Genomic DNA, 13,901 nt, shown 5'->3' with positions numbered 1-13,901 from the left:
TACAACGGAGAAACATGATGCTGACCGTTTTCCACCTCGACCAAGGCCTATTGTGCCAGGACGTGGCCTCGGCCGACTGGCACGAGATCCCGGCCGAGACCGTGTGGATCGACCTGATGTCGCCCACGCGTGAGGAAGAACGGCAGGTGGAAAACTGGACCGAGATCGAGGTCCCCACGCGCGAGGAAATGCAAGAGATCGAGCTGTCCAGTCGTCTGTACGTCGAAGGACGGGCGACGGTGATGACCATGCCGGTTATCAACAAGGCCAGCAGCGAAGCCCCCGAATCGGCCGCGATCACCTTTATCTTGGTCAAGGGGCTGATGATCACCGTGCGCTATGTCGATCCGGTGCCGTTTTCCATGTTCGTTCGCCGTATCAACCGTAATCCGGCCATGGCCGCCAGTGGCGAACAGGCGCTGATGGGATTGCTGGAACAGATCGCCGACCGGTTGGCCGATATTTTGGAAGGGGCCACCGCCGATCTGGAAGCCTTGTCGCGTCAAGTTTTCCTGACCGCCGACGACCGGCCGCACGGCAGTCGCGACCTGCGCCGCATCTTGCAAAAGATCGGACGGGCCGGCGATCTGGCCACGCGGGCCAAGGACAGCCTGTTGGGGCTGAACCGCCTGTTGCTGTTCTTATCGGTGCAAAGCAGCTTTAAAAAGGAAGCGCGGGGGCGGATCAAAATGTTGATGCGCGATGCCAATTCCATTGCCGAACACGCCAATTTCCTGTCCGGCAAGGTCAGTTTTCTGCTCGACGCCACCTTGGGGCTGATCAATATCGAGCAGAACAATATCATCAAGATTTTTTCGGTGGCGGCGGTGGCCTTTTTGCCGCCAACCCTGATCGCCAGCATTTACGGCATGAATTTTCGGGTCATGCCGGAACTGGACTGGCAGTTCGGCTATCTGTGGGCGTTGGGCCTGATGCTGTTGGCCGCCATCGTGCCGCTTTGGTACTTCCGACGCCGCAAGTGGCTGTAGCGCCGGCCGGGTTGATCAGCGGCCAGCGCGGATATCGCTGACGAAATGGTCCACTTGCGTTTCCAAGGTGTTGGAGTTTTGCGCCAATGACGCGGCGGCGCTCAACACCTCGCGGGCGGTGTTGCCGGTTTCGTAAGCGGCGGCCGAGACGCGGGCGATGGTGCCGGTGACTTCCTGGGTGCCCACGGCGTACCAGGGGGCAACATGATGCTGACCGTTTTCCATCTCGATCAGGGCCTGTTGTGCCAAGGCGGGATCTCAGCCGGTCCGGATTTCCTTGACGAAGCGATCTAATTGCACTTCCAGGCGTCCCGCCGCATGAGACAAGGTGCTGGCCGAACCGGAAACGCCGTCGGCGACCTCGCCATTTTCATTGGCGGCGGTGGAGACCTGGGAAATGGTCTGGCTGACTTCCTGGGTTCCGGTCGAAGCTTGCTGGATGTTGCGGGCAATTTCCTGGGTCGCCGCCCCTTGTTCCTCGACGGCGGCGGCGATGGATTCACTGATATCCTTGATCTGGTCGATGGTGCGCGAAATACCGGTGATGGAATTGACCGTCTCGTCGGTGGCTGCTTGCACCTCCATGACGTGGCGGCTGATTTCCTCGGTCGCCCGGGCCGTTTTAGTGGCCAGGCTCTTGACCTCGTTGGCGACGACGACGAAGCCCTTGCCGGATTCACCGGCGCGGGCCGCCTCGATGGTGGCATTCAGTGCCAGCATGTTGGTTTGGCGGGCGATGGCCTGGATCAGGTTGACGATCTGGCCGATCTTGGTGGTGGATTCCGACAGGCTGGACACCCGCTTATTGGTCTCGCCCATATCCACGTGCATGGCATCGGTCACCATGTTGGAACGTTGGATCTGACAGCTGATTTCGGTGATGGACAAGGTCAGTTCCTCGGCTGCCGCCGTGACAGCGTGGATGTTCATCGCCGCCTGTTCCGCCGCCGCCGCCACCGCCACTGATTTCATCGAGGTATCGCGGGTGTTGTTGGCCAGATGTTGGGCGGAGTTCTTCATGGTATCGGCGGCGTTGGACACTTCGGCGACGATACCTTTGACGTCGCGCTCGAACAGGTCGGCCTTTTGCTCCAAGGCCTGGGTGACGGCGTGGGCGGTGGCTTCGAGGTTTTGTTCGATGTAGACCGAGGTGGCCAGATCCATATCCAAAAAAACAACCTTGTGGATGGTGTTCACCAACCGGGTCGCAATCTCTGGCCGACGACGATAGGTGCGAATGGCCAGGGCGGTGATTTGATTGAGGGCGATGCAATATCCGGCCATATACCAGCGCGGTTCCAGGCCGATGCGCTGATGGATCTTACCAATTTCCGTGACCTTTTGCATATATCTTTGGTCGAAGATCCCGGCAAAAACGAAGTCAAGCCAATGTTTTTTCTGCATGGAGGCCGCATGTTTGATGCGTTCCGGCGATTGAAATATTCTGCTAATTTGATCGAATGATGAGATGTGGCTATAAAAATCAGAAAGAATTTGATCGATCTTTGGTTCAAGCGTTGGTTTGAACTTACGCAAAAAAACCAAATCCTCTTCTTCCATTTGAAGGAATTTTCTCCGAATTTCGATGCCACACATTTTTTCCACCCATCATTACTTCACGTTTAATCATGGGAAGTCCTTATAAAACATGAGTGCATACGAATTATACTGCATTTAGGTCTAGCGTCCGTCCGTCAAAAGGCGGATGTGTGCAAGAAAAAGGCCGCAACCCTGGATGGGTGCGGCCTGTGTCGCTGGGGAAGGGGGGCGGGTGGGTCAATCGGCGCGGATATCGCTGACGAAATGGTTCACCTGGGTTTCCAATGTGTGGGAATTTTGCGCTAACGACGCGGCGGCACTCAACACCTCGCGGGCGGTGTTGCCGGTTTCGTAAGCGGCGGCCGAGACGCGGGCGATGGTGCCGGTGACTTCCTGGGTGCCCATGGCCGCCTGCTGGACGTTGCGGGCGATTTCAGCGGTGGCGGCGCCTTGTTCCTCGACCGCGGCGGCAATGGAACCGGCGATGTCGTTGATCTGGCCAATGGTGCGGGCGATGTCGGTGATGGCGCCGACCGCGTCACGGGTGGCGGTTTGCACGGCATTGATCTGCTGACCGATTTCCTGGGTCGCCTTGGCGGTCTGATTGGCCAGTGACTTGACTTCGTTGGCGACGACGGCAAAGCCCTTGCCGGCCTCGCCGGCGCGGGCCGCTTCGATGGTGGCGTTCAAGGCCAACAGATTGGTCTGGCTGGCGATGGCGTTGATCAGGCTGACCACCTGACCGATCTTGCCCGCCGCTTCCGACAGGCTTTCAACCATCTCGTTGGTGCGATCGGCCTCTTCCATGGCTGACGACGCGATCGAGGCGGAATGAGACACCTGACGGCTGATTTCCTCGATGGAGGACGACAATTCCTCGGCGGCGGCGGCGACGGTCTGGATGTTGGAGGTGGCTTCCTCGGCGGCGGCGGCGACGGTGGTCGACTGCACCGAGGTTTCCTCGGCATTGGCGGCCATGGCGCGGGCTGCTGCTTCCACCTGGGTGGCGGCGCCTGCGACTTCCGAGACGACGCCCTTGACGTCGCGCTCGAAGCCATCGGCCTTGGCCCCCAGCTCGCGGGCGATGATGGCGGCGGTGTTGGTCTCGATATAGACCGAGGTGGCCAGATCCATGTCCAGATAGGCCGCCTTGTTGATGGCGGCGATGACGCGGGCGGCCATTTCCGGCTTTTTGCGATAGGTCTTTACCGCCAGGGCGAAAACCTGATTGAGCACGAAGCAATAGCCGGCGGTGTACCAGCGCGGCTCCAGGCCGACACGTTGGTGAATCTTGCCGATCTCGGTGACGTTGGCGAAATAGCGGTCATCGAAATTGCCGGCAAACACTGAATCCATCCAGTGCTTCTTTTGCATGGCGCTGGCGTGGCTCATTCGTTCGGGCGAATTGAAAATGCGGGCCACTTCGGGGGTTGTTTTGATGTGATCGTAAAACGAGGCCAGCAAGGCATCGACGTGGCCGGCCAAAACCTCTCGGAATTCCCGCAAGGTACGGCAGGTGTCTTCGTCGATCTGCAAGAAGGAGATGCGCCCGGAACGATCAAGATCCATTACTCAATACCCCCGAAAGGTGCAGATAACTCATACGTAAGGTGCAGCTTACCCCAGATTAGGTGGGTATGGTTTCCGCCTTTTTCATTAGACGGAAGTATAAGAAAATTATCACAAAGTCTATATGGATTTTAAAATTGGCAGGGGGGAAGGCGGTGGTGAAAAAATCCCGATAACAGGGTCTGTTTCAATGCGATTATCCGTGCTATAGACACCGGTTCCGGCGGGCCGGACCTGGAAATCGTCCGATTTTCGGGGCCGCGCACCTGCCTATGCGGGCGTGGCGGAATTGGTAGACGCACCAGATTTAGGTTCTGGCGGTGAAAGCCGTGGGGGTTCAAGTCCCTTCGCCCGCACCAGTTTCGCTCTTGATCTCAGGCATGGGGCAGGGGTGGCCGCCGGTATTCTTCAACGTATTGATTCGATTGGCGAAAGACTGATGCAGGTAACCGAGACCAATGCTGATGGCCTGAAGCGCGAGTTCAAGGTCGTCGTCCCCGCGGGTCAGCTCGAGACGCGGACCCAGGATCGGCTGGCGGAAATCGCCCGCACCGTGAAGCTGCCCGGCTTCCGCCCAGGCAAGGTGCCGATGAAGATCGTGCGGCAAAAATATGCCGCCGCCATCATGGGCGAAGTTCTTGAGCAGGCTGTGAACGACGGCACCAACACCGCGATCACCGAGCGCGAACTGCGCCCCGCCGCTCAGCCCAAGGTCGAGATTTCGTCCTATGCCGAAGGCGCCGATCTGGAATTCACCGTCGCGCTGGAAATCCTGCCGGAAATCACCCCGATGGATTTCGCCACCATTTCGCTGGAACGCGAAAAGGCTGAGATCCCGGCCGCGGAAATCGACGAGACCCTGAAGAACATCGCCGAGCGCAACGAAAGCTCGGACGTGGTCGAGCGTGCCGCCGCCTCGGGCGATCTGGTCATCATCGACTTCGTCGGCAAGCAAGACGGCGTGGCGTTCCCCGGCGGCACCGCCGAGGGCTATTCGCTGAAATTGGGTTCGAACACCTTCATCCCCGGTTTCGAAGACCAGCTGATCGGCAAGTCGGCCGGCGATGTCAGCGTCGTCAGCGTCACTTTCCCCGAAGGCTATGGCAATGCCGAACTGGCCGGCAAGCCGGCTGAGTTCGATGTTACGATCAAGGAAGTCAAGGCGGTCAAGCCGGCCGAGATCGATGACGAATTGGCCAAGAAGGTCGGGCTGGATTCCCTCGACGCCCTCAAGGGCGCCATTTCCGAGGAAATCGGTCGCGAGCTGAACGCCCTGGCCCGTAGCAAGGTCAAGCGGGCTTTGCTCGACGCCCTGGCCGCCGGTCACGATTTCGAAGTTCCGTCGATGATGGTCGATCAGGAATTCGACGCCATCTGGAAGCAGTTGGAAGCCGACCGCGAAGCGGGCCGTCTGGACCCGTCGGATGAAGGCAAGGACGACGACACCCTGAAGTCCGAATACCGCGCCCTGTCCGAACGTCGCGTGCGTTTGGGGCTGCTGCTGGCCGAAGTCGGTCAGAAGAACGCCGTCACCGTCACCCAGGACGACCTGAACAAGGCGTTGATCGAAGAAGCCCGCCGCTACCCTGGGCAGGAACACATGGTGTTCCAGTATTACCAGGGCAACCCGGATGCGATGAATTCGCTGCGCGCTCCCATCTTCGAAGAAAAGGTGGTGGATTTCATCTTGGAACTGGCCAAGGTGACCGACAAGCCGGTGGCTGCCGCCGATCTGCGCAAGGATCCGGATGAGGCCGCGGCCGAGGACGAGGCTGCGCCGAAGAAGAAGGCCGCCAAGAAGAAGGCGGCCGACAGCGCCGAGTAAAGGGATCAATCGCCGGCATTTCCACACGGGAAATGCCGGCGTCCCACTTGTGCTTCCGGGTTTTCTCCCCCATTGTTTATTGCGGCGCAATCGTCAGCGCCGGATTGCTACGAAGAAGGACGGACCATGCGCGAGAGAGACCCCATCGACCTCTATATGAACACCCTGGTGCCGATGGTGGTCGAGCAGACCAACCGGGGGGAGCGCTCGTACGACATCTATTCGCGCCTGTTGAAGGAGCGCATCATCTTCCTGACCGGTCAGGTTTTCGATGAAGTGTCGACGCTGATCTGTGCTCAGATGTTGTTCCTGGAATCGGAAAACCCGAACAAGGACATCGCCTTTTATATCAATTCGCCCGGTGGCGTGGTGACCTCTGGTCTGGCCATGTATGACACCATGCAATACATCCGTCCGTCCGTGTCCACGGTGTGCCTGGGGCAAGCCGCCTCCATGGGCTCGCTGCTGTTGACCGCCGGCGCCAAGGGCAAGCGCTTCTCCCTGCCCAACGCTCGGGTGATGATCCATCAGCCCTCCGGCGGCGCCCAGGGCCAAGCCACCGACATCGAAATCCAGGCGCGCGAGATTTTGGCTTTGCGGGCCCGTCTCAACAATATGTATGTCGATCACACCGGTCAGACCCTTGAGGTGATCGAGCGGGCGATGGAGCGCGACAAGTACATGACCGCCCTGGAAGCCAAGGAATTTGGTCTGATCGACGAGGTGGTGTCCAACCGCCCCAGCCTGGAAGAGATCCAGGCCAAGGGCTAAAAGCGGCAAAAGGCCAAGGCTGGAGGGCGGGATTTTGATTGTGTGCCGCCGAGTGCTGTGGCTAACATGATTCCCAAGCTTCCGGCCGCTTATATTCAATGGAGTACCGATGACCAAGTCCACAAGCGGCGATTCCAAGAACACCCTGTACTGCTCTTTCTGCGGTAAGAGCCAGCATGAGGTGCGCAAACTGATCGCCGGGCCGACTGTCTTCATCTGTGATGAATGCGTCGAGCTGTGCATGGACATCATCCGCGAAGAGCACAAGACCCAATTGGTCCGCTCACGCGACGGCGTCCCCACCCCCAAGGACATTCGGGCCGTTCTGGACGATTATGTGATCGGCCAGGACCACGCCAAGAAGGTTCTGTCCGTTGCTGTCCACAACCACTACAAGCGGTTGCAGCATGGCGGCAAGGCTGGCGAAGTGGAAATCGCCAAGTCCAACATTTTGCTGATCGGCCCCACCGGCTGCGGCAAGACCTTGTTGGCGCAGACCTTGGCCCGCATTTTGGATGTGCCCTTCACCATGGCTGACGCCACCACGCTGACCGAAGCCGGTTACGTGGGCGAGGACGTGGAAAACATCATCCTCAAGCTGTTGCAGGCGGCGGAATACAACGTCGAACGGGCCCAGCGCGGCATCGTCTATATCGACGAGGTCGACAAGATCAGCCGCAAGTCCGACAACCCGTCGATCACCCGCGACGTGTCGGGCGAGGGGGTGCAGCAGGCATTGTTGAAGATCATGGAAGGCACCGTCGCCTCGGTGCCGCCGCAAGGTGGGCGCAAGCATCCGCAGCAGGAATTCCTGCAAGTGGACACCACCAACATCTTGTTCATCTGTGGTGGCGCTTTCGCCGGCCTGGAAAAGGTCATCGGCACCCGCGGCAAGAACAATTCCATCGGCTTCGGCGCCGAAGTCCGTGGCCCGGACGAGCGGCGCACCGGTCAGATCCTGCGTGAGGTCGAACCCGAGGATCTGCTGAAATTTGGCCTGATCCCCGAATTTGTCGGCCGCTTGCCGGTTTTGGCCACGCTTGACGATTTGGACGTGGATGCCCTGGTGGAAATCCTGTCCAAGCCCAAGAACGCCCTGGTCAAGCAGTACCAGCGCCTGTTCGAGATGGAAGACACCAAGCTGGCCTTCAAGGAAGACGCCTTGGTCGCCATTGCCGAAAAGGCCATCGGTCGCAAGACCGGCGCTCGTGGCCTGCGTTCGATCATGGAAAGCATTCTGCTCGACACCATGTTCGAATTGCCGGGCATGGATGATGTCGAGGAAGTGGTGGTCAACAAGGAAGTGGTTGAGAACCGGGCCCAGCCTCTGCTCATTTACTCGGAACGGCGTGAAGACGTCGGCACCGGCGCCTAAAGCGCCGGTCATCCGAGCTATGATCGGGCGTTCCCCTTGACGGGGCGGGGAAACCGACCATCTAAATAGAAATAGTCTAAAGCCGGCCAGGGGCTTTCTGGCCCCGGCCGCAGGCCCGAAGAGGTAGCATGTCCGAAATCGCTCGTGGCGACGTCTTCCCCGTTCTTCCGCTCCGCGACATTGTCGTTTTCCCCCACATGATCGTTCCGCTGTTCGTCGGCCGCGACAAGTCTGTTCGCGCGTTGGAAGACGTGATGCGGGAAGACAAGCAGATCTTGCTGGTGGCGCAAAAGAACGCCGCGCAGGACGATCCCACCACCGCCGACATTTATGCGGTTGGGACCGTTTCAACCGTTCTGCAATTGCTGAAATTACCCGACGGCACCGTCAAGGTGCTGGTCGAAGGTGGCCGCCGCGCCCGTATCACCGGCTTCACCGATAACGAATCGTTCTTCCAGGCCACCGCCGAGATGATCGACGACGGTCTTGTCGAAGGCCAGGAACTGGAAGCCTTGGCCCGTTCGGTGGTCGGTCAGTTCGAACAATACATCAAGCTCAACAAGAAGATTCCGCCGGAAGTGTTGGTTTCGGTCAATCAGATCGAAGACCCCGCCAAGCTGGCCGACACGGTTGCCTCGCACCTGTCGTTGAAGATTTCTGAAAAGCAGGAATTGCTGGAGCTGGGCAGCACGGCCGAGCGGCTGGAACGCGTCTATTCCTATATGGAGGGCGAGATCGGCGTCCTTCAGGTGGAAAAGAAGATCCGCAGCCGGGTCAAGCGCCAGATGGAAAAGACCCAGCGCGAGTACTATCTGAACGAGCAGCTTAAGGCTATCCAAAAGGAGCTGGGCGAGGGCGAGGACGGTAAGGATGAAGCCGCCGAGCTGGAAGAGCGTATCGCCAAGACCCGTTTGTCCAAGGAAGCCCGCGAAAAGGCTTTGGCCGAGCTGAAGAAGCTTAAGTCCATGAGCCCGATGTCGGCGGAAGCCACCGTGGTGCGCAACTACCTGGACTGGATTTTGACCATTCCGTGGAAGAAGCGGACCAAGGTCAAGAAAGACGTCAAGCTGGCGGAAAAGATCCTCAATTCCGAACATTACGGGCTTGAGAAGGTCAAGGAACGCATTGTCGAATATCTGGCGGTTCAGACCCGCACGGAAAAGGTCAAGGGACCGATTTTGTGCCTGGTTGGTCCGCCCGGCGTCGGCAAGACCTCGCTTGGCAAGTCGATGGCGCAGGCGACCGGCCGCAATTTCGTCCGCATTTCGCTGGGCGGCGTGCGCGACGAAGCCGAGGTGCGCGGCCATCGCCGCACCTATATCGGTTCCATGCCCGGCAAGATCATCCAGGGTATGAAAAAGGCGAAATCGTCCAATCCGCTGTTCCTGCTTGACGAAATCGACAAGCTGGGCGCCGATTGGCGCGGCGATCCGTCTTCGGCGCTGCTGGAAGTGCTGGACCCGGAACAGAATTCGACCTTTAACGATCATTACCTCGAGGTCGATTACGACCTGTCCGACGTGATGTTCGTCACCACCGCCAACACGCTGCGCATGCCTCAGCCTTTGCTGGACCGCATGGAACTGATCCGCCTGTCCGGTTATACCGAGGACGAGAAGGTGGAAATCGCCAAGCGTCACCTGTTTGACAAGGTGATGCTTGCCGCCGGGCTGAAAAAGGGCGAGTGGACGGTGTCCGATGACGCCATCCGCGATCTGTGCCGCTATTACACCCGCGAAGCCGGCGTGCGTAACCTGGAACGCGAACTGGCCAATCTGGCCCGCAAGGCCACCACCGAGATCGTGTCCAAGGGCCGGCTTAAGGTGGCGGTGACGCCGCGCAATCTGGAAAAGTATGCCGGTGTGCGCAAGTACCGCTATGGCGAAGCCGAGCTTGAAGACATGGTCGGTGGCGTCACTGGGTTGGCCTGGACCGAAGTGGGCGGCGAATTGCTGACCATCGAGGCGGTGACCATGCCGGGTAAGGGCAGCTTTAGCCATACCGGCAAGCTGGGCGACGTCATGCAGGAATCGGTGCAGGCGGCGCGGTCTTACGTGCGCTCGCGCTCGGTTTCCCTGGGCATCAAGCCGACGGTGTTCGAGAAAAAGGACATTCACGTTCACGTTCCCGAAGGCGCCACCCCCAAGGATGGTCCGTCGGCTGGCATCGCCATGTGCACCGCCATCGTTTCCGCCATCACCGGGATCCCGGTGCGGCGCGAAGTGGCGATGACCGGCGAAATTACCTTGCGCGGCCGGGTGCTGCCCATTGGCGGTCTCAAGGAAAAGCTGTTGGCGGCGTTGCGCGGCGGCTTGAAAACGGTGCTGATCCCCAAGGACAATGAAAAGGACTTGGCGGAAATCCCCGATAACGTCAAGAAAGGGCTGGAGATCATTCCGGTCGCCACCGCCGATGAGGTTCTGCAACGCGCCTTGGTTCGGATGCCGGCACCAATTGAATGGGAAGAGCCGGCCGACACCGCGGCTTCCGCGGCCAAGGATGGCGATGCTGGGGCGGTGCTGACGCACTGATCTTGAAAAATTACAAAATGCGGTGGCGGCGATCGGAATTATCCGGTCGCCGTTGTCGTTTGCAGAATCGGGTAAGGACCCGATATTGCCCGCGGAAAATAGACAAAATGGCGGAAAACGAAGTGTTTCGGCGCATTGACGATTGACGCTGATAAAAATCGAGAATTACACTTTTCCTCGCTATTTTCGGAAAGCAGCGACCCAAGCGGCTTTTGTCGAGGCAATATGCAAAGGGGGCATCAGGTGAATAAAAATGATCTCGTGACTGCGGTCGCCACCAGCGCCGGCCTGTCCAAGGCCGACGCCGCCAAGGCTGTCGATGGTGTGTTCGATGCCATTTCCGCTGCGCTGACCGGTGGCGACGAAGTGCGCTTGGTTGGCTTTGGCACTTTCTCGGTTTCCGACCGCGCCGCCTCGGAAGGGCGCAACCCGCGTACGGGCGAGACCATCAGCATTGCGGCTTCCAAGCAGCCGAAGTTCAAGGCCGGAAAGGGTCTGAAGGATTCGGTGCAGTAATCTCCGCCCGCTGCGACAAGGGCCGGCCGTCAGCTTGGGTTGACGCTGGCCCTTTTTTGTCTGCCCAGGGGGGATTGCCTTTTTCGCCAATCCCCCGTACATAGCGTGTCTGGACTGAGGGCGGTTAGCTCAGCCGGTAGAGCGCCTGCTTTACACGCAGGATGTCGGCGGTTCGAACCCGTCACCGCCCACCACGCCTCTAAGGCGTTGATTTCACTGTGATCCAGAGTGTGAAGGTGTACTCCGTTAGCACACCTTCACGTCACACTTGATAATCCGCACCCCGACCGAAATCAACCCTTCCCCAGGACGGGCACAGCCCTGCTGTCCCTGGGTCGTGCCCGCCAGGGCCGTTTTCCAGGCCGTGGAGTGGGCAATTTCATTCGGAGCTTGCCTTGCGCTCCTGGTCGAAGCCGGCAAGCTGATGCCCATCCTTGATCAGCGGCGCTTTTCCCTGGGGCAGGCGGCGGAGGCCCATGCCGCCATCGAAGGCGGTCATGCGCATGGCAAGATCGTTATCGGCGTGACCGAATGAAGCTTGGGGGCCAGGCCAACGGCCTGGCCCTATAATAAGGAGACCGTGGCGATGAACGATCTGAGCTCCCGGTGGCTGGAGATGAAAAGGTCCCGGCCGATGAGATTTGGTCGCGGACCCGGCGGCGGGCTTGTCTGCGTGGTCCTGATCACCGGTCTGCGCTTTATCTGAGGGGGGCGGCCACCGACGGAAGTTTTCCACATCGAACCTACCCGCTTGGCCCATCCGGCTCTACCCGTTGGCAGAGGGGGAGGGGCATGTTGCACCGCAACACACAACAGATTGTGGCAAATTTGCTGTTGGCAATGGCTATGTTTGCTTGACAGTCCCCTGGCCCTGCTTTACACAACCCCTACCCGCGCGGGTGGCTGCGTTGGGGGTGTAGCTCAGTTGGTTAGAGCGCCGGCCTGTCACGCCGGAGGTCGCGGGTTCGAGTCCCGTCACTCCCGCCATCAGCCAGGGTTTGATTGTTTTTTCTTCGCGAAAGGACGATCTTTCCTGGCCGGCACTCGTGCTTGAGGCTAGTGTCTTGCAGGGAGGGCCTCTCTTCCACCGTTGCCTGATTGGGAATGTTGCTCCATCGCCAGTTTCTTCGCCCAAGTGCAGTTCGCGCCTTGGGTTGGTTGCTTGTGGTGGACAGGTTCGCCCAAGGCCGGAAGAGGAGGGGGCGTCTTAAGCGGACCCAATCTATAAGGGCTGGATGATGGAAGCTTGGCTGCTCGAATATCTGCCGATCCTGATCTTCATCGGAATTGCCGTCGCCATATCCGTCATTGCGATTGGCGCTTCGTGGCTGGTCGGTCATCAAAAGCCTGATCCCGACAAGAACGCCGCCTATGAATGCGGCTTCGACGCCTTCGGCGACGCGCGCTCCAAGTTCGACGTGCGGTTCTATCTTGTCGCCATCCTCTTTATCATTTTCGATCTGGAAGTGGCCTTCTTGTTCCCGTGGGCGGTGACGCTCGGCAAGATCGGCATGTTCGGCTTTTGGTCGATGATGGTGTTCTTGGGGGTGCTGACCATCGGCTTCATCTATGAATGGCGAAAGGGAGCCTTGGAATGGGAGTGACCAATTCCGGTCTGGTGACGCCTGCGCACGCCGCGCCGCTGCCTCAAGGCGCGGCTCAGGACAGCATCCTGAAGCTGGTTACCGACGAAATTCAAGACAAGGGCTTCGTTCTCGCCAATGTCGATAAGTTGGTCAATTGGGCCCGGACCGGGTCCATGTGGCCGATGACCTTTGGTCTGGCTTGCTGCGCCGTGGAAATGATGCACGCCGGCTGTTCGCGCTATGACATGGACCGCTTCGGCGTCGTCTTTCGTCCCAGCCCGCGTCAGTCCGACGTGATGATCGTCGCCGGCACGCTGACCAACAAGATGGCCCCGGCGCTGCGCCGCGTCTATGACCAGATGGCCGAGCCGCGCTGGGTTATCTCCATGGGGTCGTGCGCCAATGGCGGCGGCTATTATCACTATTCCTATTCGGTGGTGCGCGGTTGCGATCGCGTGGTTCCGGTGGACATCTATGTCCCCGGTTGCCCGCCGACGGCAGAAGCGCTTCTGTACGGCATCTTGCAGCTACAGAAGAAAATCCGCCGTACCGGCACCATCCTCCGCTAGAAACGACAGGGACGGTCAGACACCATGACGCAAGTGCTCAAAGACCTGGGCGACTATATCGCCGCCGCCCTGCCTAACGACGTGCTCAGTAGCGAAGTCAATCGCGTCGGCGAGTTGACGCTGGTGGTGCGCACGCCTTCGATCGTCAAGATGCTGACCTTCCTGCGCGACGATTCGGGGTGCTTGTTCAAGCAATTGGTCGATCTGTGCGGCGTCGATTGGCCGAGCCGCGAAGATCGCTTCGACGTCGTCTATCACCTGCTGTCGCTCAAGCATAATCAGCGCGTGCGGGTCAAGGTCGCCACCGACGAAGAAACCCCGGTGCCGTCCGTGGTCGGCGTGTTCAGCGCTGCCGGCTGGTTCGAACGCGAAGCTTGGGATATGTTCGGGATTATCTTCTCCGATAACCCCGATCTGCGCCGTCTTCTCACCGATTACGGTTTCGAGGGGCACCCGCTGCGCAAGGATTTCCCGCTGACCGGTCACGTCGAACTGCGCTATGACGACGAGCAAAAGCGCTGCGTCTACGAGCCGGTCAAGCTGGTCCAAGATTTCCGCAGCTTCGATTTCCTGTCGCCGTGGGAAGGCCAGACCTTGCCCGGTGACGAAAAGGCGGAGGGGAGCCGCTGAC

Annotated in this window: 13 protein-coding genes and 3 tRNA genes; 13 read left to right on the top strand and 3 right to left on the bottom strand. The window is 59.4% G+C overall.

Annotated features, from left to right (window positions below):
• Positions 1-14 precede the first annotated feature (14 nt).
• Positions 15-989, top strand: coding sequence for a magnesium transporter CorA family protein (locus tag KEC16_RS03460; RefSeq protein ID WP_211546228.1), 975 nt, complete (start codon positions 15-17; stop codon positions 987-989).
• A gap of 15 nt (positions 990-1,004) precedes the next feature.
• On the opposite strand, the gene KEC16_RS03455 is transcribed toward KEC16_RS03460, so the two are convergent.
• The 3 genes from KEC16_RS03455 to KEC16_RS03445 form a co-directional block, all read right to left on the bottom strand.
• Complete coding sequence (locus KEC16_RS03455) at positions 1,005-1,238, bottom strand: hypothetical protein (protein ID WP_211546227.1); 234 nt, start codon at positions 1,236-1,238, stop codon at positions 1,005-1,007.
• A gap of 9 nt (positions 1,239-1,247) precedes the next feature.
• Positions 1,248-2,585: a globin-coupled sensor protein gene (locus KEC16_RS03450; RefSeq protein ID WP_211546226.1), complete on the bottom strand. Its 1,338-nt coding sequence runs from the start codon at positions 2,583-2,585 to the stop codon at positions 1,248-1,250.
• 180 nt (positions 2,586-2,765) lie between these two features.
• Positions 2,766-4,097 carry a globin-coupled sensor protein gene (locus tag KEC16_RS03445; RefSeq protein WP_211546225.1) on the bottom strand — a complete coding sequence of 444 codons (1,332 nt, stop codon included), beginning with the start codon at positions 4,095-4,097 and terminating at the stop codon, positions 2,766-2,768.
• A gap of 274 nt (positions 4,098-4,371) precedes the next feature.
• Between KEC16_RS03445 and KEC16_RS03440 the strand changes: the two genes are divergently transcribed.
• The 12 genes from KEC16_RS03440 (at position 4,372) to KEC16_RS03385 (ending at position 13,900) form a co-directional block, all read left to right on the top strand.
• Positions 4,372-4,456, top strand: a tRNA-Leu gene (locus tag KEC16_RS03440).
• 80 nt (positions 4,457-4,536) lie between these two features.
• Positions 4,537-5,922: a trigger factor gene (gene tig / locus KEC16_RS03435; protein ID WP_211546224.1), complete on the top strand. Its 1,386-nt coding sequence runs from the start codon at positions 4,537-4,539 to the stop codon at positions 5,920-5,922.
• A gap of 126 nt (positions 5,923-6,048) precedes the next feature.
• Positions 6,049-6,693: an ATP-dependent Clp endopeptidase proteolytic subunit ClpP gene (gene clpP / locus KEC16_RS03430; RefSeq protein ID WP_249208670.1), complete on the top strand. Its 645-nt coding sequence runs from the start codon at positions 6,049-6,051 to the stop codon at positions 6,691-6,693.
• 109 nt (positions 6,694-6,802) lie between these two features.
• Complete coding sequence (gene clpX, locus KEC16_RS03425) at positions 6,803-8,068, top strand: ATP-dependent Clp protease ATP-binding subunit ClpX (RefSeq protein WP_211546223.1); 1,266 nt, start codon at positions 6,803-6,805, stop codon at positions 8,066-8,068.
• Between the two features lie 128 nt (positions 8,069-8,196).
• Positions 8,197-10,599 carry an endopeptidase La gene (gene lon / locus KEC16_RS03420; RefSeq protein ID WP_211546222.1) on the top strand — a complete coding sequence of 801 codons (2,403 nt, stop codon included), beginning with the start codon at positions 8,197-8,199 and terminating at the stop codon, positions 10,597-10,599.
• A 225-nt stretch (positions 10,600-10,824) separates the two neighbouring features.
• A complete protein-coding gene (locus KEC16_RS03415; protein WP_211546359.1) occupies positions 10,825-11,115 on the top strand; it encodes an HU family DNA-binding protein in 291 nt (96 codons plus the stop codon).
• Positions 11,116-11,233: 118 nt separating this feature from the next.
• Positions 11,234-11,309 (top strand) — tRNA-Val (locus KEC16_RS03410).
• 143 nt (positions 11,310-11,452) lie between these two features.
• On the top strand, positions 11,453-11,650 hold the full coding sequence (locus tag KEC16_RS19950) for a zinc-binding dehydrogenase (protein ID WP_346344019.1): 198 nt from the start codon (positions 11,453-11,455) through the stop codon (positions 11,648-11,650).
• Positions 11,651-12,025: 375 nt separating this feature from the next.
• A tRNA-Asp gene (locus tag KEC16_RS03400) sits at positions 12,026-12,102 on the top strand.
• Positions 12,103-12,353: 251 nt separating this feature from the next.
• A complete protein-coding gene (locus KEC16_RS03395) occupies positions 12,354-12,719 on the top strand; it encodes an NADH-quinone oxidoreductase subunit A (protein WP_211546358.1) in 366 nt (121 codons plus the stop codon).
• Positions 12,710-13,270, top strand: a complete 561-nt coding sequence (locus KEC16_RS03390) for a NuoB/complex I 20 kDa subunit family protein (RefSeq protein ID WP_211546220.1) — start codon at positions 12,710-12,712, stop codon at positions 13,268-13,270. Before KEC16_RS03395 ends, KEC16_RS03390 begins: the two co-directional genes overlap by 10 nt.
• Positions 13,271-13,294: 24 nt before the next feature.
• Entirely contained in the window at positions 13,295-13,900 is a 606-nt protein-coding gene (locus KEC16_RS03385) for an NADH-quinone oxidoreductase subunit C (RefSeq protein ID WP_211546219.1), read from the top strand.
• Position 13,901: the final 1 nt, after the last annotated feature.

This window comes from Magnetospirillum sulfuroxidans, from assembly GCF_018224925.1.
GTDB lineage: Bacteria > Pseudomonadota > Alphaproteobacteria > Rhodospirillales > Magnetospirillaceae > Magnetospirillum > Magnetospirillum sulfuroxidans.
This window is presented reverse-complemented; position numbering and strand designations above follow the sequence as displayed.

What these genes read in the sequence shown, in the direction of transcription:
- lon (WP_211546222.1), top strand. Translation starts at nt 8,197, where the DNA reads ATGTCCGAAATCGCTCGTGGCGACGTCTTCCCCGTTCTTCCGCTCCGC.
- KEC16_RS03385 (WP_211546219.1), top strand. Translation starts at nt 13,295, where the DNA reads ATGACGCAAGTGCTCAAAGACCTGGGCGACTATATCGCCGCCGCCCTG.
- clpP (WP_249208670.1), top strand. Translation starts at nt 6,049, where the DNA reads ATGCGCGAGAGAGACCCCATCGACCTCTATATGAACACCCTGGTGCCG.
- KEC16_RS03445 (WP_211546225.1), bottom strand. Translation starts at nt 4,097, where the DNA reads ATGGATCTTGATCGTTCCGGGCGCATCTCCTTCTTGCAGATCGACGAA.
- clpX (WP_211546223.1), top strand. Translation starts at nt 6,803, where the DNA reads ATGACCAAGTCCACAAGCGGCGATTCCAAGAACACCCTGTACTGCTCT.
- tig (WP_211546224.1), top strand. Translation starts at nt 4,537, where the DNA reads ATGCAGGTAACCGAGACCAATGCTGATGGCCTGAAGCGCGAGTTCAAG.
- KEC16_RS03395 (WP_211546358.1), top strand. Translation starts at nt 12,354, where the DNA reads ATGGAAGCTTGGCTGCTCGAATATCTGCCGATCCTGATCTTCATCGGA.
- KEC16_RS03415 (WP_211546359.1), top strand. Translation starts at nt 10,825, where the DNA reads ATGCAAAGGGGGCATCAGGTGAATAAAAATGATCTCGTGACTGCGGTC.
- KEC16_RS03450 (WP_211546226.1), bottom strand. Translation starts at nt 2,585, where the DNA reads ATGTGTGGCATCGAAATTCGGAGAAAATTCCTTCAAATGGAAGAAGAG.
- KEC16_RS03460 (WP_211546228.1), top strand. Translation starts at nt 15, where the DNA reads ATGATGCTGACCGTTTTCCACCTCGACCAAGGCCTATTGTGCCAGGAC.
- KEC16_RS03390 (WP_211546220.1), top strand. Translation starts at nt 12,710, where the DNA reads ATGGGAGTGACCAATTCCGGTCTGGTGACGCCTGCGCACGCCGCGCCG.